This window comes from Leifsonia sp. NPDC080035, assembly GCF_040050925.1.
In the GTDB taxonomy this organism is placed as follows: domain Bacteria; phylum Actinomycetota; class Actinomycetes; order Actinomycetales; family Microbacteriaceae; genus Leifsonia.
Genome location: NZ_CP157390.1, coordinates 2455204 through 2475534 on the forward strand (window position 1 = coordinate 2455204; position 20331 = coordinate 2475534).

The window sequence follows — 20331 nt, forward strand, 5'->3', positions numbered from 1 at the left end:
TGGAACGGTGCGGTTCGTCACATTCGGTAACGTGCATTGCATACCCTGGCCCGCGTCCCTGCGCGCGGTCACGCATCTTGGAGGACAACCTTGAGAATCACAGCCCGTAAGGCCGGCCTCGTCGGTCTGGCGGCGGTCGGCGTCGTGTCGCTGCTCGCCGCGTGCTCGGCTGCCCCGTCGGACAGCTCGACCACGGGAGCCGCGAAGAGCGACTTCCTTCCCTGCATGGTCTCCGACTCCGGCGGTTTCGACGACCACTCGTTCAACCAGCTCGGCTACGAGGGCCTGCAGGAGGCGGCGAAGTCCCTCGGCGTCGACTACAAGAAGGCCGAGTCGAAGAGCGAGAACGACTTCGCTCCGAACGTCCAGAGCATGATCGACCAGAACTGCAAGCTGGTCGTCACCGTCGGCTTCCTGCTGAAGGACGCGACCGAGAAGGCCGCGAAGGCTAACCCGGACGTCAACTTCGCGATCATCGACGACAACGAGATCAAGGCCGACAACGTCAAGCCGATCATCTTCGACACCGCGCAGGCCGCGTTCCTCGCGGGCTACGCCGCGGCGAGCTACTCGAAGACCAACACCGTCGGCACCTTCGGCGGCATGCAGATCCCGACCGTCACCATCTTCATGGACGGCTTCGCGGACGGCGTGAAGTACTTCAACGACCAGAAGGGCAAGTCCGTGAAGGTCGTCGGCTGGAACGTCGACACCCAGAAGGGCTCCTTCACCGGCGGCTTCGACGCCAACGAGACCGCGAAGAACACGGCTCAGGGCATCATCGACCAGAACGCCGACGTCATCATGCCGGTCGGCGGCCCGATCTACCAGTCGGCCGCGCAGGCGATCAAGGACTCCGGCAAGCCGATCGCGATGATCGGTGTCGACGCCGACGTCTACCAGTCCGACCCCAGCGTCAAGGACCTGCTCCTCACCTCGGTGATGAAGGGCATGAAGCCGGCGACCAACGACGTGGTCACCCAGGCCGCCAAGGGCAAGTTCGACAGCACGCCGTACGTCGGCACGCTGAAGAACGACGGCGTCGGCATCGCCCCGTTCCACAACTTCGAGTCGAAGGTGGACAAGGGCCTGCAGGGCGAGCTGGACAAGATCAAGGCCGGCATCATCGACGGCTCGATCAAGGTCACCTCGCCGTCGTCGCCGAAGCAGTAACGACACGACAGCACTCGACGGGGAGGTCAGCGGACGCTGGCCTCCCCGTCGCACGTCGCCCCTTGTCCGGGCCGCTCGTTTGAGCACACACTGACATATGCGCAGGAAGGTAATGTGAGGGTGCGCATCGAGGCCACCCCGCCGTTTCGCGTGCGATCACACAACGTCTCTGTGCTCACCCCGGGCGAGTAGAGAAGGAACCCACCCGAATGAAGCTCGAACTCCGCGGCATCACCAAACGGTTCGGTGCCCTGGTCGCGAACGACCACATCGACCTGACGGTCGAACCCGGCGAGATCCACTGCCTGCTCGGCGAGAACGGCGCAGGCAAGTCGACTCTGATGAATGTCCTGTACGGCCTGTACCAGGCCGACGAGGGCGAGATCCTCCTGGACGACGAGGTCCAGCACTTCGCCGGCCCCGGTGACGCCATGAAGGCGGGCATCGGGATGGTGCACCAGCACTTCATGCTCATCCCCGTCTTCACCGTCGCCGAGAACGTCATGCTCGGCCACGAGCAGACGAAGTTCGGCGGACGCCTCGACCTGGCCGCGGCCCGCGCGAAGGTGCGCGAGATCTCCGCGCGGTTCGGCTTCGACGTCGACCCGGACGCCGTCGTCGAGGACCTGCCGGTCGGCGTCCAGCAGCGCGTGGAGATCATCAAGGCGCTGTCCCAGAACGCGAAGGTGCTCGTCTTCGACGAGCCCACCGCGGTGCTGACGCCGCAGGAGACCGACGAGCTGATGGCGATCATGCGCCAGCTCAAGGAGCAGGGCACCGCCATCGTCTTCATCACGCACAAGCTGCGCGAGGTCCGCGAGGTCGCAGACCGCATCACCGTCATCCGGCTCGGCAAGGTGATCGGCGAGACGGAGCCCACCGCCACCAATGCCGAGATGGCGTCGATGATGGTCGGCCGCGCCGTCTCGCTCACCGTCGAGAAGGCGCCCGCGCAGCCCGGCGAGCCGGCGCTCGTCGTGGACGACCTCTCGGTCATCGACCCGATCGGCCAGCTGGTGGTCAACAAGGTGAGCTTCGAGGTCCGCGCGGGGGAGATCCTCGCGATCGCCGGCGTGCAGGGCAACGGCCAGACCGAGCTGACCGAGGCGATCCTCGGCCTGCAGCCGCGCGTGGAGGGCAGGATCCTGCTCGACGGCAAGGAGATCCAGGGCCGCAGCCCGCGCAAGGTGCTCGACGCCGGCGTCGGCTTCGTGCCCGAGGACCGCAACGAGGACGGCCTCGTCGGCGAGTTCAGCATCCAGGAGAACCTGATGCTCGACCGCTCGACGGGGGAGCCGTTCGTCAAGGGCGGCAACATCCAGTTCTCCTACCTCAAGGACTTCGCCGAGGAGAAGGTGCGCGAGTTCGACGTGCGCACCCAGTCCATCGACCAGAAGGTCGGCAGGCTCTCCGGCGGCAACGCGCAGAAGGTGGTGCTCGCCCGCGAGCTCAGCCGAGACCTGCGCCTGTTCGTGGCGGCGCAGCCGACGCGCGGGCTCGACGTCGGCTCGATCGAGTTCGTCCACAAGCGCATCGTCGAGACGCGGGACGCGGGCGTCCCCGTCATCGTGGTCTCGACCGAGCTCGACGAGGTGGCCGCGCTGGCCGACCGCATCGCCGTGATGTATCGCGGGGGGATCGTAGGAATCGTGCCGGGCGACACCTCGCGTGACGTTCTCGGCCTCATGATGGCCGGCGAGTCGCCGGAGCAGGCAGGAGCAGCAGCATGACCGGGACCCCGACCGCCGGAGCGCCCGCCGCGCCGGCGCAGCCGACGCAGCCCGCGTCGCCGGCCGGCAAGCCGGAGAACGACGACCGCTGGAACAAGGCGATCCGCGACATCATGGGCGGCCCGGTGGTCATCTCGATCCTCGCCGTCGTGCTCGCGCTCGTCGTGGGGGCCATCCTGATCGCGATCACGGATCCCGGCGTTCAGAAGGCGGCGGGATACTTCTTCGCCCGCCCCGGTGACACCTTCTCGGCGATCTGGACGTCCGTGTCCAACGCCTACGTGTCGATGTTCCAGGGCGCCATCTACAACTTCCGCCGCCCCACGTTCGCCGCGGGTATCCGTCCGCTGACGGAGACGCTCAGCTTCGCCACCCCGCTGATCGTCAGCGGTCTCGGTGTCGCCCTCGCCTTCCGCGTCGGCCTGTTCAACATCGGTGGTCAGGGACAGATCCTCATCGCGGCGGCCGCGTCGGCATGGGTCGGCTTCTCGTGGAACCTGCCGCCGGTCATCCACCTCGTGCTCGCGGTCGTCGCCGGCATCGCGGGCGGTGCGATCTGGGCGGGCATCGTCGGTGTGCTGAAGGCCAGGACAGGAGCGCACGAGGTGATCGTCACGATCATGCTCAACTACATCGCGTTCTATCTCGTCGCCTACATGCTGCGCACCCAGGGCCTGCTCCAGGCGCCGGGATCGAACAACCCGAAGGCCCCGGCCATCCACCCGAACGCGGTGTTCCCTCCGCTGTTCGGCGACCAGTACAACGTGACCTGGGCGTTCGTGGTCGTGGTCGGCGCGACGGTGCTGGTGTGGTGGCTGATCAACCGCTCGAGCCTCGGATTCCGGTTCCGCGCCGTCGGCGAGAACCCGAACGCGGCCCGGGTCGCCGGCATCAACGTGAAGAACATCTACGTCTACGCCATGCTCATCGCCGGTGGCCTCGTCGGCATCGCCGGAGCCAGCCAGGCGCTCGGCGTCTTCCCGCAGGGCATCAGCTCCGGTGTGGATGCGGGCATCGGCTTCGACGCGATCACGGTCGCCCTGCTCGGTCGGTCGCGGCCGTGGGGCGTCTTCATCGCCGGTCTGCTCTTCGGTGCGCTGAAGGCGGGTGGCTTCACCATCCAGGCGGCCAACGACATCCCGATCGACATCGTGCTCGTCATGCAGTCGCTGATCGTCCTCTTCGTCGCCGCGCCGCCGCTGGTGCGGGCGATCTTCCGCCTGCCGACGCCGGGGAGCGCGCCCCGGAGACCGCGTCCCGTCGTCACGAAGGAGGTGGAGGCCAAGTGAGCACCGCGGCCCCCGTCGTTCCCGACTCCTCGCCGATCGTCCTCGAGAAGGCCGAGATCCGGTCCTGGAAGGCTCCGATCGCCTTCGGCATCTTCGTCCTGCTCAGCCTGATCCTCTTCTTCGCGTTCCCGCGTCACGGCGACGCGACGTTCCGGTTCTCCGAGGCCGGCGACGCGATCAAGCTGGCGAACCTCACCGTCGACGCGTTCGCGACGACGATCGTCGTCACCGTCCTGCTCGCGGTGCTGACCGCTGTCAGCGCCTGGTTCTCCTGGAGGGCGCGCAAGACGCCGATCTGGATGGTCGTGCTCTTCGCCCTGATCTTCATGTTCGGGTTCCTCGCCTGGGCCGGGTCCGGTCAGCTGCCGGTGCCGGTCACCGGACTGCTGCTCGGCACGATCACGCTCTCCGTCCCGCTCGTCTTCGGCGCCCTCGGCGGCGTCATCTCCGAGCGCGGCGGCGTCGTCAACGTGGCCATCGAGGGGCAGCTGCTCGCCGGCGCGTTCGTCTCGGCGATGACCGCGACGCTCACCGGCAGCTGGGTCGTCGGACTGCTCGCCGCGATGATCGCCGGCGTGCTGGTGTCGTTCGTGCTCGCCGCGTTCTCGATCAAGTACCTGGTCGACCAGGTGATCGTCGGCGTCGTGCTGAACGTGCTCGTCACCGGTCTGACGAGCTTCCTGTACTCCCAAGTGCTCGCGGCCGACCCGTCCAGGCTCAACCACCCGCCGCGGCTGCCGAACTGGCCGATCCCGATCCTCAGCGACATCCCGGTGATCGGGAAGGTGCTCTTCGACCAGACGATCATCGAGTACCTGATGTACATCGCGATCTTCCTGGTCTGGTTCGGTCTGTTCAAGACCCGCTGGGGCCTGCGTCTGCGGTCGGTCGGCGAGCACCCGGAGGCCGCGGACACCGTCGGCATCAACGTCAACGGCACCCGGTTCTGGAACGTGTCGCTGGCGGGAGCCGTCGCCGGCCTCGGTGGCGCGTACTTCACGCTCGGCTCGGTCGGCGCCTTCTCGAAGGAGATGACGGCCGGTCAGGGCTTCATCGCCCTCGCCGCGGTCATCTTCGGTCGCTGGGACCCGATCCGCGCCACGCTCGCCGCGCTCCTGTTCGGCTTCGCGTCGAACCTGCAGAACGTGCTCAGCATCATGGGCTCGCCGGTTCCGAGCGAGTTCATGCTGATGCTGCCCTACGTGATCACGATCTTCGCCGTCGCGGGCCTCGTCGGGCTCTCCCGTGCGCCGGCGGCCGACGGAAAGCCGTACATCAAATCATGACGACCGCGAACCCGGCACCGGAGCCCATCGACTGGGATGCGCTGCGCGCCGCCGCCAACGAGGCGATGTCGCACGCGTACGTCCCGTACTCGAAGTTCCCGGTCGGAGCGGCGGCGCTCGTCGACGACGGCCGCATCGTCAGCGGGTGCAACGTCGAGAACGCCAGCTACGGCGTGACGCTGTGCGCCGAGTGCGGTCTCGTCTCCTCCCTCGCCATGACCGGTGGGGGACACCTCGTCGCGTTCACGTGCGTCGACGGCGACGGGGCGACGCTGATGCCGTGCGGACGCTGCCGCCAGCTGCTGTACGAGCACTCCGCCGAGGGGATGCTGCTGGAGACCGTCTCCGGAATCCGGACCATCGACCAGGTGCTGCCCGACGCGTTCGGGCCGCGCCAGCTCGCCGCCTACGCGGCCGAGCACGAGAACGACTGAACAGGAACACATCCGTGACGACCGCAGGAACGGTCGAGGCGTTCGACGCCGTCGACCTGATCAGGACCAAGCGCGACCGCGGCGAGCTGACCACCGCCGAAATCGACTGGCTGGTGGACGCGTACACGCGCGGCTACGTGGCGGACGAGCAGATGTCCGCGATGACGATGGCGATCTTCCTGAACGGGATGAGCAGGCGCGAGATCAGGGACCTCACGCTCGCCATGATCGCCTCGGGCGAGCGGATGGACTTCAGCGGGCTGGGGAAGCCGACCGCCGACAAGCACTCCACCGGCGGCGTCGGCGACAAGATCACGCTGCCGCTGATGCCGCTCGTCGCCTCGTTCGGCGTCGCGGTGCCGCAGCTCTCGGGCCGCGGCCTCGGCCACACCGGCGGCACGCTGGACAAGCTGGAGAGCATCCCCGGCTGGCGGGCGAACCTCAGCAACGAGGAGATGTTCGAGCAGCTGCGCGGCCCCGGCGGCGTCATCTGCGCCGCGGGCTCCGGCCTCGCGCCGGCCGACGGCAAGCTCTACGCGCTGCGCGACATCACCGGGACGGTCGAGGCCATCCCCCTGATCGCCTCCTCGATCATGTCCAAGAAGATCGCCGAGGGCACCGGCGCCCTGGTGCTCGACGTGAAGTTCGGGTCCGGAGCGTTCCTCAAGGACATCGCGGCCTCGCGCGAGCTCGCCCGCACGATGGTCGAGCTCGGTAAGGACGCGGGCGTCGCGACGTCCGCGCTGCTCACCGACATGAACGTGCCGCTCGGCCTCGCCATCGGCAACGCGAACGAGGTGCGCGAGTCCGTCGAGGTGCTCGCCGGCGGCGGTCCCGCCGACATCGTCGAGCTGACGGTGGCGCTGGCGAGGGAGATGCTCGCTCTCGCCGGCCGCCCGGACGCCGACGTCGAGGCCGCGCTGAAGGACGGCCGCGCCATGGACAAGTGGCGCGAGACCGTGCGCGCCCAGGGCGGCGACCCCGATGCGCCGCTGCCGGTCGCCGCGGAGACGCACACGGTGGTCGCTGAGGAGGACGGCGTGCTCGTCGAGCAGCAGGCGCTGCCGTTCGGTATCGCGGCCTGGCGGCTCGGCGCGGGCCGCGCCCGCAAGCAGGACCCGGTGCAGCACGCGGCGGGCGTCGACCTGCACGCGAAGCCGGGCGACACCGTCCGGAAGGGCCAGCCGCTGTTCACGCTGTCGGCCGACGAGCCCGCCCGCTTCGAGCGCGCGCTCGAGGCACTGGAGGGCGCGTACCGCATCGCCCCCGCCGGCACCCCCTTCGAGCGCACCCCGCTCATCGCCGACCGCATCTCCTGACAACCCGCACACGGCGCTTGGCCGAGGCAACGAGACCACCGGTAGATTGAAGGACATGAGCGCGAACGAGAACGGTACCTACACGCTGGCGGACGGGACGGACATCGGTGCGCTCCCCAAGGTCTCGCTGCACGACCACCTGGACGGCGGCCTGCGCCCGTCGACCGTGCTGGAGCTCTCCGACGAGATCGGCCTCGAGCTGCCCGCGAGCGACGCCCCCTCGCTCGCCGCCTGGTTCGGCGAGAAGTCGAACTCCGGCTCGCTCGTGGAGTACCTGAAGACCTTCGACCTCACCACCGCGGTGATGCAGACCCGAGAGGGACTCTCCCGCGTCGCCCGCGAGTTCGTGCAGGACCTCGGCGCCGACGGCGTCGTCTACGGCGAGATCCGCTGGGCGCCCGAGCAGCACCTGTCCCGCGGACTCAGCCTGGACGAGACCGTCGAGGCGGTGCAGGACGGCATCGAGCAGGGCATCCTGGACGTCCGCGAGACCGGCAAGCGCATCCGCGTCGGGCAGCTGGTCACGGCCATGCGCCACAACGACCGCGGCCTCGAGATCGCCGAGCTCGCCGTCCGTCACCGCGACAACGGCGTGGTCGGCTTCGACATCGCCGGCCCCGAGGCGGGCTTCCCGCCGTCGAACCACCGCGCCGCGTTCGACTACCTCGCGTCGCAGTTCTTCCCGACGACCGTGCACGCCGGCGAGGCGGACGGCCTGGACAGCATCCGCAGCGCCCTGCTCGACGGGCGTGCCCTGCGCCTCGGCCACGGCGTGCGCCTCGCCGAGGACATCACCGTGGAGCGCCAGGACGACGAGAACACCTACGTGACGCTCGGCACGCTCTCGCAGTGGGTGAAGGACCGCGAGATCGCCCTGGAGACCAGCCCGACCTCGAACCTGCAGACCGGGGCGATCGCGGCGTGGGGGAACGACATCCTCGACCACCCGTTCGACCTGCTCTACCAGCTCGGCTTCCGGGTCACCGTGAACACGGACAACCGCCTGATGAGCGGGACGACGCTCACCAGGGAGCTCAGCATCCTGGCGGACGCGTTCGCCTACGACCGCACCGACCTCGAGATCTTCCAGCTGAACGCCGCCGCCGGCTCCTTCCTGCCGGTGGAGGAACGTGAGGAGCTCGCGGAGATCATCACAGCAGGTTTCGAGGGTTCCTGAGCCCTCGGGCGATACGCTGGTTTCATGCCACTGCCACCGTTGCCCGCTTCCGCCGTGACCGTCGGGGCCCACGCCGCCGACTGGCGTCAGGCGGTGGAGCTGGCCGGTGAGGCGCTCGCGCGTTCCGGCGCGACGGAGCAGGGCTATTCGGCCCGGATGATCCAGGTGATCGAGGAGTTCGGCGCGTACATCGTGATCGCGCCGGGTCTCGCACTCGCGCACGCGCGACCGGGGCCCGACGTGAACCGGGACGGGCTGTCGGTGGTGATCCTCGACGAGCCGGTGGTGTTCGGCCACCCGCACAACGACCCGGTCTCGGTCGTCCTCGGCCTCGCGGTCACGACGCCGGAGGCGCACGTGACGAGCGTGGCGGAACTCGCGAACGTCTTCAACGACCCCGAGTCGATCCCCGCCCTCGCGGCGGCGACCGGTGTCGAGGAGGTCCAGCGCATCCTGACCCTCACAGAGGAGGAGGCGGCGCGGTGAAGATCGTCGCCATCTGCGGCGTCGGGGTCGGCACCTCCGGCATCCTCAAGGTGAACGCCGAGCGGGTGCTCGACCGGCTGGGCCTGGACGCCGACGTGACCGCGGCGGACGCCGCCTCGATCGCGACCGCGGCCGCCGACGCGCAGATCATCCTGACGTCGCCCGAGCTTGTGGACCGGATCGGCAAGACGAACGCCGACGTGATCGTCGTGCAGAACTACTTCGACCTCGACGAGCTCGAGCAGAAGCTGGACGAGGCGCTGGGCTAGAGCGGTCGGGTGACGCCGGCGATCCCGTCTCAGGCGATCCCGTCTCGGGCGATCAGGGCGTCGATGAGGCCGGGGAAGCGGGCGTCGAGCTCCTCGCGGCGCAGCTGGATCTCGTGCGTGCGCCCGGTGACGATGGTGCGTGTGACGCCGGCCTCGCGGAGCGTCTTGAAGTGGTGCGCCATGGTGGACTTCTGGACGTCGACGCCCCACTCGGTCATCGCCTTCGGGTGGGGTCGCCCGTCCGCCAGGGCGCGCACGATCTGCAGGCGGATGGGATCGGCGACCGCGCGGAGCACATCCACCAGCTCGACATCCTCGATCGGAGGGCTGGGGTAGTCGGACATGCGGGCGCCTCGAAAAATAGTTTGACAGTCATCGAACAATAGTCGTACCGTAACGGTATGACACTCGTCGAACAATCATACCGCGGAGTGACCCTGAAGCTCTCGGTGCTCGCCGCCGCGATGTTCGTGGTCGGCACCAACGCCTTCGTCATCGCGGGCCTGCTGCCGCAGGTGGCGGAGGGACTCGGCTCCACCGCGACCGCGGTGAGCTACTCGATCACGATCTACTCCCTGCTCGTCGCGGTCGCCGCTCCCGCCGTGTCCATCCTGCTGCCGCGAATGCCGCGGGCGGCGCTGATGGCGGTGGGGCTCGGGGTGTTCGCCGCGGGAACGGCGGTCGCCGCGCTCGCCCCGAACCTCGGGGTCTTCATCGCCGGGCGGTCGCTCGCGGGCATCGGCGGCGCCGCGCTCGTGCCCACCGCGACCGCGGCCGCCGCCTCCCTCGCCGCGCCGGAGAAGCGCGGCCGTGCGCTCGCGCTGGTCGGGGCCGGCTTCACCCTCGCGACCGCTGTCGGCTCCCCGCTGGGGACGGCGCTCGGGGGCCTCGCCGGCTGGCGCTTCGCGATGTGGTGCATCGTCGCGATCGGCGTGCTGCTCGTCGCCGCCATCCCGCTCGTGGTCACCGGCGTCCCGACGACGGCCGCGGTCTCGCTGCGCCGCCGGCTCGCGCCGCTCGCCGACCTGCGCGTCGTGGCGCCGCTCGCCACGACGCTGCTGATGGTCGCCGGTTTCAACATCGTCTACATCTTCTCCGCGGCCGTCACCCGCGCATCCACCGGGGGATCGGGAACGCTGCTGGCGGTGCTGCTTCTCGCCTACGGCGTGGCCGGGGTCGCGGGGAACGCCGTGGCGGGCCCGTTCACGGACCGGTTCGGCAACCGCCGCGTCGCGGTGACCGCGCTCGCGGTGCAGTCGCTCGCCCTGCTCGCACTGCCGTTCGCGGAGGCGTCGTTCGCCGCATCCATCGTGGTGTTCGCGATCTGGGGCGTCGCGGCGTTCGCGATCGCCATCCCGGTGCAGCACCGGCTGGTGAACGTGGACCCGGAGAGTTCGGCGCTCGCGCTGTCCTGGTACTCCACCGCGATGTACGTCGGGATCGCGATCGCGCCGCCGATCGGAACGCTCGCCCTCGCCGCCGGCGGGGCCGTCGCCGTGCCCTTCGCGGGCGCGATCGTGACGGCGGCCGCGCTGGCCGCGTTCGTCCTCGGCTACGCCGCGCGCGCCCCGCGACGAGCCCAGGCCGCGGCGGCCGAGCACAGGGAAAAGGTCGCGAATCGCGCGGAAAGCTGACCTCTTTCCTGTGCTCGGCGGTCGGATCAGCGGGTGAGGCTGCGCATGGCGTCCGCGAGGGCGGCGACGCGGGCGGTCGCGGTGGCGCGGCGCTCGGCGACGCTGCCCTCGTCGCTGGACGCGTCGATGTAGATCTTCAGCTTCGGCTCCGTGCCGGACGGCCGCACCATGACGCGCGAGCCGTCCGCGAGGCGGATCCGCAGCACGTCGCTCGGCGGCAGGCCCTCGAAGCCGTCGCTCAGGTCGTCGATGCGCTCCACGGCCACCTCGCCGAGTCTCGCCGGCGGGTTCGAGCGCAGGGCGGACATGATCTCGCCGATGCGGGACAGGTCCGTCACGCGGATCGAGATCTGGTCGCTCGCGAAAAAGCCGAACCGCTCGGCGAACGCGTCGAGCCGATCCCCGAACGTCGTGCCATCGGCGGCGAGCGTGCTGACCAGGTCCAGGAGCGCGATCGCGGCCGAGATGCCGTCCTTGTCGCGGACCGTCCCCGGGTTCACCAGGTAGCCGAGCGCCTCCTCGTAGCCGTAGATCAGGCCGGGCGCGCGCGAGACCCACTTGAATCCGGTCAGCGTGTCGGCGAAGTCCAGGTGGTAGGCCGCGGCGACGGCCGCCAGCGCCGGGGAGGACACGATCGAGCAGGCGAGCACCCCGAACGGAGCGGAGTCGCCCGCGGCGGCCGAGGCCAGCTCGGCCGCGCGCCAGCCGAGCAGCGCGCCGACCTCGTTTCCGCTCAGCCGGCGGTAGCCGTCGGCGGACGAGGCGTCGGGGATGGCGACGGCGAGCCGATCGGCGTCCGGGTCGTTGGCGATCACGAGATCGACGCCCGCCTCCCGTGCGGTGGCGAACGCGAGATCCATCGCGCCCGGCTCTTCCGGGTTCGGGAAGGCGACCGTCGGGAAGGCGGGGTCGGGGTCGCGCTGGGCGGTCACGACGGTCGGCTCCGCGAAGCCCGCCGCCCGGAACACGGCCTGGGCGGTGCGCCAGCCGACACCGTGCATCGCGGTGTAGGCGAAGGAGACGGCGTCACGCGGTGCCGTCGTCGTCGCCACGGCGGCGGTGGCCTCGATGTAGGCCCGCTCGACGTCCTCCGAAGCGACCTCGTACTGCTCCGACCGCGGCAGGTCGGCGACGCTGCCCGCGGCGACCTCGAGGATGTGCGCGGCGATCTCGGCGTCCGTCGGGGACACGATCTGGGAGCCGTTGTCCGTGCCGCCGAGGTACACCTTGTAGCCGTTGTCGTTCGGCGGGTTGTGGCTGGCGGTGACCATCACCCCGGCGCTGACGTCGAGGTGGCGGACCGCGAACGCGAGCACCGGCGTCGGCAGCAGCCGCGGCAGCAGGATGGCGCGCACGCCGGCTCCCGCCATCAGCTCGGCGGTGTCCCGTGCGAACACGTCGGAGTTCTTCCGGCCGTCGTAGCCGATCACGACCGATGGCGTGCCGCGCTCGGCGTGCTCCAGCAGCCAGCGGGCGAACCCGGCGGCGGCCTGGGCGACCAGCACCCGGTTCATCCGGTTGGGCCCTGCGGCGACCTCCCCGCGAAGGCCGGCGGTGCCGAAGGCGAGGCGCGTGTCGAAGCGCGAGTGCAGGTCGGCGACGGCCTCCGCCGAGCCGGCCTCGGCGGCGGCGATGAGGTCGTCGAGCTCCTGGCGGGTCTCCGGGTCGGGATCCTGGGCGAGCCAGGCGCGGGCATCGGCGATGAGGCGGGCGGTGTCGCTCACAGCGCCTCCACGATCTGGGCGAGGAGGGCGCTGATCACCGGCTCCGCCTCGCGTCCGGCGTCGATGACCTCCTGGTGGCTGAGCGGCGTCTTCTGGATGCCGGCCGCGAGGTTCGTGATCAGCGACATCCCGAGGATCTCCATCCCGGCCTGACGCGCGGCGATCGCCTCCAGGGCCGTCGACATCCCGACGATGTGACCGCCGATGGCCTTCGCCATCTGCACCTCGGCCGGGGTCTCGTAGTGCGGGCCGCGGAACTGGGTGTAGACGCCCTCGTCGAGGCTCGGGTCGATGGCCTTCGCGACCGCGCGCAGACGCGAGGAGTAGAGGTCGGTGAGGTCGATGAAGGTGGCGCCCTCCAGCGGCGAGTCGGCGGTGAGGTTGATGTGGTCGCTGATCAGGACGGGCGTGCCCGGCGTCCAGTGCTCCTTGATGCCTCCCGCGCCGTTGGTGAGGATCATCGTCTTCGCGCCGGCGGCCGCGGCGGTGCGGACGCTGTGCACGACGCGACGGACCCCGTGACCCTCGTAGTAGTGCGTGCGTGCGCCGATGACGAGGGCGTGCTTGCCGTTCGGAAGGCGGATGGAGCGCAGGGTGCCGACGTGACCCTCCAGGGCGGGCTTGCTGAAGCCGAGGATCTCGGTCGCGGGAACGGTGGCGACGGTCTCGCCGATGAGGTCGGCCGCCTTGCCCCAGCCGCTGCCGAGGGTGAGCGCGATGTCATGAGTGGGCACGCCGGTCTTCTCCGCCAGCTGCGCCGCCGCCTCCCGCGCCACCTCGAACGGGTCGGTGGCCGGGTCGTCGAGCGGGTTCAGAGTGGTTTCGAGCATGAGGCAACTCTACTGAGCGAGTTCGGCCGGTACACGGACGGCGGCTCGCGCATCGGTGCACGGCATACGGAAGAATGGATGGCATGGCCTATGAATTCGAGCGGAAGCAGCGGATCGCCGTCCTCGGCGGCGGACCCGGCGGCTACGAGGCGGCGATCGCCGGCGCCCAGCTGGGCGCCGACGTCACCCTGATCGAGCGTTCCGGCGTGGGAGGCTCGGCCGTCATCACCGACGTCGTCCCCTCGAAGAGCCTCATCGCCACCGCCGAGGCCACGAACTCGATCGCCGAGGCGGCCGACCTGGGCGTGCAGTTCTTCTCGCGCAGCGAGCACGGCAAGCCGGTGCGTCCCGAGATCGCCGTCAACCTCGCCGCCGTGAACAAGCGGCTGATGGGCCTCGCCCGGCAGCAGTCCGAGGACATGCGCGCAGAACTCGTCCGCTCCGGCGTGCGCATCGTCACCGGCGAGGGCCGTCTGGACGGTTCCAGCGCGATCATCGTCTCCACGGCGAAGGGCGACACGGGGACCGACTTCGACCGGGTCGAGGCGGACACCATCGTCATCGCCGTCGGCGCAAGCCCGCGCATCCTTTCGTCCGCGGAGCCCGACGGGGAGCGCATCCTCACCTGGACGCAGCTCTACGACCTCGGCTCGGTGCCGGAGCACCTCATCGTGGTCGGCTCCGGCGTGACCGGCGCCGAGTTCGCCTCCGCGTACACCGCGCTCGGCTCCAAGGTGACGCTGATCTCCTCCCGCGACCAGGTGCTCCCCGGCGAGGACGCGGACGCCGCGCGCGTGATCGAAAACGTCTTCAAGCGCAACGGCATGCAGGTGCTCTCGAAGTCGCGCGCCGAGTCGGTGAAGCGGACCGAGAACGGCGTCGTCGCGACCCTCACCGACGGCAGGACCGTCGAGGGCACGCACTGTCTGATGGCCGTCGGCTCCATCCCGAACACCGCGGGCATCGGCCTGGAGGAGGCGGGCGTGCAGCTCACGCCGTCCGGGCACATCCGGGTGAACCGGGTGGCGCGCACGTCCATCCCGAACATCTACGCGGCCGGGGACTGCTCCGACATGCTGCCGCTGGCCTCCGTCGCCTCGATGCAGGGCCGCACCGCCGTCTTCCACGCGATGGGCGACGCGGTGAACCCGATCGAGCTGCGCAACGTGACCTCCAACATCTTCACCCAGCCGGAGATCGCGACGGTCGGCTGGAACCAGAAGCAGATCGAGGATGGCATCGCTCAGGGCGACATCTACAAGCTGCCGCTGAAGTCCAACCCGCGCGCGAAGATGCTCGGGATCCGCGACGGGTTCGTGAAGCTGTTCGCCCGCACTGGATCGGGCACGGTGATCGGCGGGGTGATCGTGGCGCCGCGTGCGTCCGAGCTGATCTTCCCCCTCGCGCTGGCGGTCGAGCACCGCCTCACGGTCGACCAGGTGGCGCGCGCGTTCACGGTCTACCCGTCGCTCTCCGGCTCCATCTCGGACGCGGCCCGCGCGATGCACATCGTTCTCTAGGACGGGGTCGGGGGATGGAGGAGCTCCTGGTCATCGGCGTCCTCGCCGTGCTGACCATCGCGGCTGCCACGACGTTCGGCCCGCGGTTCGGGGTCGCCTCGCCGCTCATCCTGGTGGTGGTCGGCATCCTTGTCAGCTTCCTGCCGTTCGTGCCCGCGGTGGTGCTGCAGCCGGAGTGGATCATCGCCGGGGTGCTGCCCCCGCTGCTCTACTCGGCGTCGGTCTCGATGCCGTCGATGAACTTCCGACGCGAGTTCGGCGCGATCGGCGGGCTCTCGGTGCTGCTCGTGATCGTCAGCTCCGTGCTGCTCGGCCTGTTCTTCTCATGGGTGATCCCGGGGCTGGGTCTGGGCTGGGGGATCGCGCTCGGCGCGATCGTGAGCCCGACGGACGCGGTGGCGACCGGCATCGTCAAACGCGCGGGGGTCTCTCCGCGCGTCGTCGCGATCCTGGAGGGTGAGAGCCTGCTCAACGACGCGACCGCCCTCGTGCTGCTGCGCGCCGCCGTGGCCGCCGCCGCGGTCGCGACCTTCACCGTCGGCGCCGTCACGCTGTCGTTCATCTGGTCGGTGCTGGTCGCCGTGGTGTTCGGCGCGGTCGTCGGCAGACTCAATCTCGTCGTGCGCGCCCGGGTGAAGGATGCGACGGTCAACACGGTGATCTCGTTCACGGTGCCGTTCCTCGCCTCCATCCCCGCCGAGGCGCTCGGCGCATCCGGCCTGGTCGCGGCGGTCGTCGCCGGCCTGATCACGGGCAGCAGGGCGCCACGGGTGCTCTCGCCGGAGCACCGGCTCTCGGACGCGCAGAACTGGCGCACGGTGGAGCTGGTGCTGGAGGGACTGATCTTCCTCACGATGGGCCTGGAGCTGTTCGGGATCGTCCAGAAGGTGGAGAACGACCACGCGGGTGTGCTGCCCGCGCTCGGCATCGCGGCCGCCGCGCTGGTGCTGACCATCCTGGTGCGCGCCGCGTTCGTCGCACCGCTGCTCGCGCTGCTGGCGCGGCGCAACCGGCGCAGGGAGCGGATGCGGCCGACGCTCACGAGACTGCAGGAGCGGCTTGACGACCCGGAGGCGACCAAGCGGATGCTCGAGCAGGGCGCCGCGATCGCGCGGGGGGAGCGGCCGGCGCTGCCGGGCGCGCCGACGACCTCCGCGGACGGGCATGACGGTACCGGCGAGGGTGCGGCCCCGGGCGAGCCTGCCGGGATGATGACCCCCTTCGACGCGCAGCATCCCGGCACCATGGCCGGCGCGCGCCCGGAGCATCCACCGAAGGGCTGGCGCGCCCGCGTCGTGCACCGCCGCCGTCGTCGCATGTTCACCGTGGAGAACCTCTCCCGGTTCGGGACCCGGCTGCGCCGACTGCTCGCCGACATCGACTACTTCACCGGCGCGCCGCTCGGCTGGCGCGAGGGCGCGATCGTGGTCTGGGCCGGGATGCGCGGCGCCGTCACGGTGGCCGCCGCGCAGAGCCTCCCCGGTCACACGCCAGGGCGGAACGTTCTCGTGCTGATCGCGTTCCTCGTCGCCGCCGGATCGCTGCTGCTGCAGGGCGGCACGCTGGGGCTGGCGCTGCGCATCGTGAAGCCGGCCGCCGCCGACCCGCAAGCCGAGCGGGACGAGCGCCGCCGGCTGATGGAGCTCCTCTATGAGGCGGGAAAGGAGGTGCCGTCCCCGGCCACGACCGAGCGGACGCCCGAGGCGTTCAACGAGCACAAGTCGGCGCGCCTGAGGCGCATCCGGGCGCAGCGCTCCGCGCTCCTGGACGCCAGGGACGACGGCACCTTCAGCGCCGACGTCCTCGCCGGCGCCCTCAGCAACCTCGACGCCGACGAGATCAGCATCGACCTCAAGGGCGACCCCACCGAGGCCACCGGCTGACGCCTCCGCGTCGGTATCGGAGGGCATCGGGGTCGGCCCGAGCCGGCATCTCCTCCCTTCCCCGCGTTCGCTCGGCGTGTCGCTCGTCGCATCCTCCGTTGCCGACAGCCCGTTATCCACAGATGCCGGCCGTCTACGCCGTCTGGTCCTCCCGTCCGCGACCATCGGTGGATGACCTGGTACGACGAACTGACGCGGTTGGGCGCCGCATCCGCGGAGCAACTGCGGACGGCCGGAGCAACCGAGCGCGAGCTCACCGCCGCGGTTCGCTCCGGAACAGTCATCCGGGTGAGGAAAGGGCGGTACGCCGCACCGGACGCCCCGCTCCCGGTGCTCTCGGCCCTACGCGCGGGAGCCCGGCTGACGTGTGTCTCGGCAGCGCGGAGCTACGGGCTGTGGGGCGGGATGGACTCCCGGACGCATCTTCTGGTGCCGACGCACTCCGGGAGGAGCGTCCTGGAGGCCGACCAGGTGCGGCACTGGGGCGATGCCGAGCACGACGAGATCTGGAGAGTCTCCCTCGCGGATTGTCTGCGCGCCGTGGCCCGCTGCGCGGACGAGGAGACGGCAGTGGCCGTCCTGGACACCGGGATCTCCGCGGGACTGGCGACTCCCCGGCGCCTCCGAGCCATCTTCCGAGAGGAACCGGCTCGCGCTCGGGATCTGGCCGCCCGAGCCCGCCCTGGATCCGATTCGGGAGTGGAGTCGATCCTGCGTCAACGGCTGATGCGCCGTGGGCATCTCGTGGAACAGCAGGTCGCGGTCGCGGGGGTGGGAAGAGTCGATGCCCGGGTCGACGGAGTGCTCTTCGTCGAAGTTGACGGCTTCCGGTACCACTCCGACCGGCAGGCCTTCGAACGGGATCGGCTGCGCGACCTCGGGATGGCCCTCACAGGCGGACGACGACTCCGCTTCCCCGCGGCCCATGTCCTCGAGGACGCGGATGGCGTCGTCGCGACAATCGAGGCCGTGCTGGAAAGGGAGGAGATGGGCACGCGACGCGCTGTGTGATGCGGGAAAGGGAGGAGTTCCGAGCCACGAGGGCCGGGAACTCCTCCCTTACGGAAGCGAGATCGCGGGGGTCAGACGATGGTGAGGAGGAGGTGACCGGAGGAGACGGTCTCGCCGACCGCGGCGTTGATGCCGGAGATCGTGCCGTCCTTGTGGGCGGTGAGCGGCTGCTCCATCTTCATTGCCTCGAGCACCAGGACGAGGTCGCCCTTGACCACCTCGTCGCCGTCGGCGACCGCGACCTTGACGACGGTCGCCTGCATCGGCGCGGTGAGGGAGTCGCCGGTCGCGGTGTCCACCGCGTGCGCACCGCCGCGGCGGCGCGGGGCGGGGGCGGCGGCCTCCGGCGCTCCACCGGTCAGCAGACGTGCGGGCAGCGAGACCTCGATGCGCTTTCCCTCGACCTCGACCACGACGTTGCTGCGGCGCTCGGCGGGGGACGCGTCGCCCAGCTCGCCGGACCACGGCTCGATGCCGCCGGCCCACTCGGTCTCGATCCAGCGCGTGTAGATCGAGAACGGCTCGCCGTCCTGCGGTGCGAAGGCGGGGTCGCGCACGATCGCGCGGTGGAACGGGAGAACGGTCGGCAGGCCGGCCACCTCGAACTCGTCGAGAGCGCGGCGGGAGCGCTCCAGCGCCTCCTCTCGGCTGGCGCCGGTCACGATCAGCTTGGCGAGCATCGAGTCGAACGCGCCGCTGATGACGTCGCCCGCCTGGATTCCGCTGTCGACGCGGACGCCGGGGCCACCGGGCGCCTTGAAGACGTGCACCGGTCCGGGGGAGGGGATGAAGTTGCGGCCGGCGTCCTCGCCGTTGATGCGGAACTCGAAGGAGTGGCCGCGCGGAGCCGGGTCGTCGTAGTCGAGCTCGCCGCCCTCGGCGAGACGGAACTGCTCGCGGACCAGGTCGATACCGGTGACCTCCTCGGAGACCGGGTGCTCGACCTGCAGGCGGGTGTTCACCTCCAGGAACGAGACGGTGCCGTCCTTGCCGATCAGGAACTCGCAGGTGCCGGCGCCCTGGTAGCCGACCTCCTTGAGGATGGCCTTGGACGCGCTGTACAGCTTCTCGGTCTGCTCTGGGGTGAGGAACGGCGCCGGCGCCTCCTCGACGAGCTTCTGGTGCCGGCGCTGCAGCGAGCAGTCGCGGGTGGACACGACGACGACGTTGCCGTACGCGTCCGCCAGGCACTGCGTCTCGACGTGGCGCGGCTGGTCGAGGTACTTCTCCACGAAGCACTCGCCACGGCCGAACGCCGCGATCGCCTCGCGGGTGGCCGAATCGAACAGCTCCGCGACCTCGTCGCGGGTGCGGGCGACCTTGAGGCCGCGACCGCCGCCGCCGAACGCCGCCTTGATGGCAACCGGGAGGCCGTACTGGTCGACGAACTCCAGCACCTCGGACGCGTCGGCGACCGGGTTCAGGGTGCCCGGCGCGAGCGGGGCGCCGACCTTCTCGGCCACGTGGCGTGCGGAGACCTTGTCGCCGAGGCGCTCGATGGCCTCGGGCGACGGGCCGATCCAGATCAGGCCGGCCGCGATGACGGCGCGGGCGAAGTCCGCGTTCTCGGCGAGGAAGCCGTAACCGGGGTGCACCGCGTCCGCGCCGGAGCGGCGCGCGATGGACAGCAGCTTGTCGATGACGAGGTACGTCTCAGCCGAGGTGGTTCCCTCCAGCGCGTAGGCCTCGTCGGCGAGCCTCACGTGGACGGCGTCACGGTCCTGGTCGGCGTAGACCGCGACGGACCCGATGCCGCTGTCCTTCGCAGCACGGATGACGCGGACGGCGATCTCGCCTCGGTTGGCGATGAGAACCTTGGTGATAGCTGGCACAGTTCTCTAGCCTATGCCGCAGCGCACCCCAACTTTTGGACGATGCCCACAAAAATGCGCGATGCGCTTGTCGCGCGTTCTACAACCGATTCCAGAGCGACGTCCACTCCACGCCGAGCTCCCGGACGAGGCCGCGCAGGGTGGAGAGCGAGAGGCCCACCACCGTGCTCGGGTCGCCGTCGACGCGGGTGATGAAGGGGCCGCCGAGGCTGTCTACGGTGAACGCGCCCGCCACCTCCAGCGGCTCGCCGCTCGCCACGTAGGCGTCGATCTCCGCATCGGTCACGTCCGCGAACGTCACGGCGGCGACGGCGGTCGCGCCGACGGCGCCGTTCTCGCGCCCCTCCCTGTGGTCGATCAGCCAGTGGCCCGAGTGCAGCATCCCCGTCCGGCCGCGCTGGGCGATCCAGCGCTCCCTGGCGACCTCGGGCAGGTGCGGCTTGCCGTGGATGTGCCCGTCGATCGCGAAGGCGGAGTCGCCGCCGAGGATGAGGCCGTCGATCGGCTCGCCGTCCAGCGTTCCGCGCACGGCCTCCGCCTTCAACCGCGCGAGCAGCTGCACCATCCTCTCGGCCGAGAGCGGGCCGTGCTCCGCCTCGGCCGCGGCGACGGCGGCGGGCTCGTCGACGTGGGACGGCACGACGACCGGTTCGATGCCTGCGGCGCGCAGCAGCGCGAGCCGCGCGGGGGAGGTGGAGGCGAGGTAGAGGCGCATGGTCACCTGTGGGATGCTC

The 20331-nt window shown here is 70.3% G+C and carries 18 protein-coding genes; 13 read left to right on the forward strand and 5 right to left on the reverse strand.

Annotated elements, in window-relative coordinates:
* Positions 1–90: 90 nt before the first annotated feature.
* From AAME72_RS11980 to AAME72_RS12020, 9 genes are all read left to right on the forward strand, one after another.
* Positions 91–1173, forward strand: coding sequence for a BMP family ABC transporter substrate-binding protein (locus AAME72_RS11980; protein ID WP_348786784.1), 1083 nt, complete (start codon positions 91–93; stop codon positions 1171–1173).
* 209 nt (positions 1174–1382) lie between these two features.
* Positions 1383–2903 carry an ABC transporter ATP-binding protein gene (locus tag AAME72_RS11985; protein ID WP_348786785.1) on the forward strand — a complete coding sequence of 507 codons (1521 nt, stop codon included), beginning with the start codon at positions 1383–1385 and terminating at the stop codon, positions 2901–2903.
* On the forward strand, positions 2900–4192 hold the full coding sequence (locus tag AAME72_RS11990) for an ABC transporter permease (protein ID WP_348786786.1): 1293 nt from the start codon (positions 2900–2902) through the stop codon (positions 4190–4192). The genes AAME72_RS11985 and AAME72_RS11990 overlap by 4 nt, the downstream gene beginning before the upstream one ends.
* The gene (locus AAME72_RS11995; protein ID WP_348786787.1) at positions 4189–5478 is read left to right on the forward strand and encodes an ABC transporter permease; all 1290 of its coding nucleotides are present in this window, start codon (positions 4189–4191) and stop codon (positions 5476–5478) included. Before AAME72_RS11990 ends, AAME72_RS11995 begins: the two co-directional genes overlap by 4 nt.
* Entirely contained in the window at positions 5475–5912 is a 438-nt protein-coding gene (locus tag AAME72_RS12000; RefSeq protein WP_348786788.1) for a cytidine deaminase, read from the forward strand. The genes AAME72_RS11995 and AAME72_RS12000 overlap by 4 nt, the downstream gene beginning before the upstream one ends.
* Before the next feature lie 14 nt (positions 5913–5926).
* A complete protein-coding gene (locus AAME72_RS12005; protein WP_348786789.1) occupies positions 5927–7231 on the forward strand; it encodes a thymidine phosphorylase in 1305 nt (434 codons plus the stop codon).
* A 55-nt stretch (positions 7232–7286) separates the two neighbouring features.
* Positions 7287–8408: an adenosine deaminase gene (locus tag AAME72_RS12010; RefSeq protein WP_348786790.1), complete on the forward strand. Its 1122-nt coding sequence runs from the start codon at positions 7287–7289 to the stop codon at positions 8406–8408.
* A gap of 24 nt (positions 8409–8432) precedes the next feature.
* Complete coding sequence (locus tag AAME72_RS12015; protein WP_348786791.1) at positions 8433–8894, forward strand: PTS sugar transporter subunit IIA; 462 nt, start codon at positions 8433–8435, stop codon at positions 8892–8894.
* Entirely contained in the window at positions 8891–9163 is a 273-nt protein-coding gene (locus AAME72_RS12020) for a PTS sugar transporter subunit IIB (protein WP_314146945.1), read from the forward strand. The genes AAME72_RS12015 and AAME72_RS12020 overlap by 4 nt, the downstream gene beginning before the upstream one ends.
* 29 nt (positions 9164–9192) lie before the next feature.
* Here AAME72_RS12020 and AAME72_RS12025 read toward each other — a convergent pair whose 3' ends face one another.
* The gene (locus AAME72_RS12025) at positions 9193–9507 is read right to left on the reverse strand and encodes a helix-turn-helix transcriptional regulator (RefSeq protein ID WP_348786792.1); all 315 of its coding nucleotides are present in this window, start codon (positions 9505–9507) and stop codon (positions 9193–9195) included.
* An 87-nt stretch (positions 9508–9594) separates the two neighbouring features.
* On the opposite strand from AAME72_RS12025, the gene AAME72_RS12030 reads away from it, so the two are divergent.
* Positions 9595–10797, forward strand: a complete 1203-nt coding sequence (locus tag AAME72_RS12030) for an MFS transporter (RefSeq protein ID WP_348786793.1) — start codon at positions 9595–9597, stop codon at positions 10795–10797.
* 26 nt (positions 10798–10823) lie between these two features.
* On the opposite strand, the gene AAME72_RS12035 is transcribed toward AAME72_RS12030, so the two are convergent.
* The gene (locus AAME72_RS12035; RefSeq protein ID WP_348786794.1) at positions 10824–12521 is read right to left on the reverse strand and encodes a phospho-sugar mutase; all 1698 of its coding nucleotides are present in this window, start codon (positions 12519–12521) and stop codon (positions 10824–10826) included.
* Entirely contained in the window at positions 12518–13351 is an 834-nt protein-coding gene (locus AAME72_RS12040; protein ID WP_348786795.1) for a purine-nucleoside phosphorylase, read from the reverse strand. Before AAME72_RS12040 ends, AAME72_RS12035 begins: the two co-directional genes overlap by 4 nt.
* A gap of 83 nt (positions 13352–13434) precedes the next feature.
* On the opposite strand from AAME72_RS12040, the gene AAME72_RS12045 reads away from it, so the two are divergent.
* The 3 genes from AAME72_RS12045 to AAME72_RS12055 all read left to right on the forward strand — a co-directional run bounded on the left by AAME72_RS12045 (position 13435) and on the right by AAME72_RS12055 (position 17765).
* Complete coding sequence (locus AAME72_RS12045) at positions 13435–14871, forward strand: NAD(P)H-quinone dehydrogenase (protein ID WP_348786796.1); 1437 nt, start codon at positions 13435–13437, stop codon at positions 14869–14871.
* A 14-nt stretch (positions 14872–14885) separates the two neighbouring features.
* The gene (locus AAME72_RS12050) at positions 14886–16754 is read left to right on the forward strand and encodes a cation:proton antiporter (RefSeq protein ID WP_348786797.1); all 1869 of its coding nucleotides are present in this window, start codon (positions 14886–14888) and stop codon (positions 16752–16754) included.
* A gap of 171 nt (positions 16755–16925) precedes the next feature.
* Positions 16926–17765 carry a hypothetical protein gene (locus AAME72_RS12055; RefSeq protein WP_348786798.1) on the forward strand — a complete coding sequence of 280 codons (840 nt, stop codon included), beginning with the start codon at positions 16926–16928 and terminating at the stop codon, positions 17763–17765.
* 71 nt (positions 17766–17836) lie between these two features.
* Here AAME72_RS12055 and AAME72_RS12060 read toward each other — a convergent pair whose 3' ends face one another.
* The gene (locus tag AAME72_RS12060; RefSeq protein WP_348786799.1) at positions 17837–19597 is read right to left on the reverse strand and encodes a biotin carboxylase N-terminal domain-containing protein; all 1761 of its coding nucleotides are present in this window, start codon (positions 19595–19597) and stop codon (positions 17837–17839) included.
* Between the two features lie 79 nt (positions 19598–19676).
* On the reverse strand, positions 19677–20312 hold the full coding sequence (locus AAME72_RS12065) for a Maf family nucleotide pyrophosphatase (protein WP_348790125.1): 636 nt from the start codon (positions 20310–20312) through the stop codon (positions 19677–19679).
* Positions 20313–20331 lie beyond the last annotated feature (19 nt).

What these genes read in the sequence shown, in the direction of transcription:
- AAME72_RS11985 (WP_348786785.1), top strand. Translation starts at nt 1,383, where the DNA reads ATGAAGCTCGAACTCCGCGGCATCACCAAACGGTTCGGTGCCCTGGTC.
- AAME72_RS11990 (WP_348786786.1), top strand. Translation starts at nt 2,900, where the DNA reads ATGACCGGGACCCCGACCGCCGGAGCGCCCGCCGCGCCGGCGCAGCCG.
- AAME72_RS12000 (WP_348786788.1), top strand. Translation starts at nt 5,475, where the DNA reads ATGACGACCGCGAACCCGGCACCGGAGCCCATCGACTGGGATGCGCTG.
- AAME72_RS12010 (WP_348786790.1), top strand. Translation starts at nt 7,287, where the DNA reads ATGAGCGCGAACGAGAACGGTACCTACACGCTGGCGGACGGGACGGAC.
- AAME72_RS12015 (WP_348786791.1), top strand. Translation starts at nt 8,433, where the DNA reads ATGCCACTGCCACCGTTGCCCGCTTCCGCCGTGACCGTCGGGGCCCAC.
- AAME72_RS12025 (WP_348786792.1), bottom strand. Translation starts at nt 9,507, where the DNA reads ATGTCCGACTACCCCAGCCCTCCGATCGAGGATGTCGAGCTGGTGGAT.
- AAME72_RS12040 (WP_348786795.1), bottom strand. Translation starts at nt 13,351, where the DNA reads ATGCTCGAAACCACTCTGAACCCGCTCGACGACCCGGCCACCGACCCG.
- AAME72_RS12045 (WP_348786796.1), top strand. Translation starts at nt 13,435, where the DNA reads ATGGCCTATGAATTCGAGCGGAAGCAGCGGATCGCCGTCCTCGGCGGC.
- AAME72_RS12050 (WP_348786797.1), top strand. Translation starts at nt 14,886, where the DNA reads ATGGAGGAGCTCCTGGTCATCGGCGTCCTCGCCGTGCTGACCATCGCG.
- AAME72_RS12055 (WP_348786798.1), top strand. Translation starts at nt 16,926, where the DNA reads ATGACCTGGTACGACGAACTGACGCGGTTGGGCGCCGCATCCGCGGAG.
- AAME72_RS12065 (WP_348790125.1), bottom strand. Translation starts at nt 20,312, where the DNA reads ATGCGCCTCTACCTCGCCTCCACCTCCCCCGCGCGGCTCGCGCTGCTG.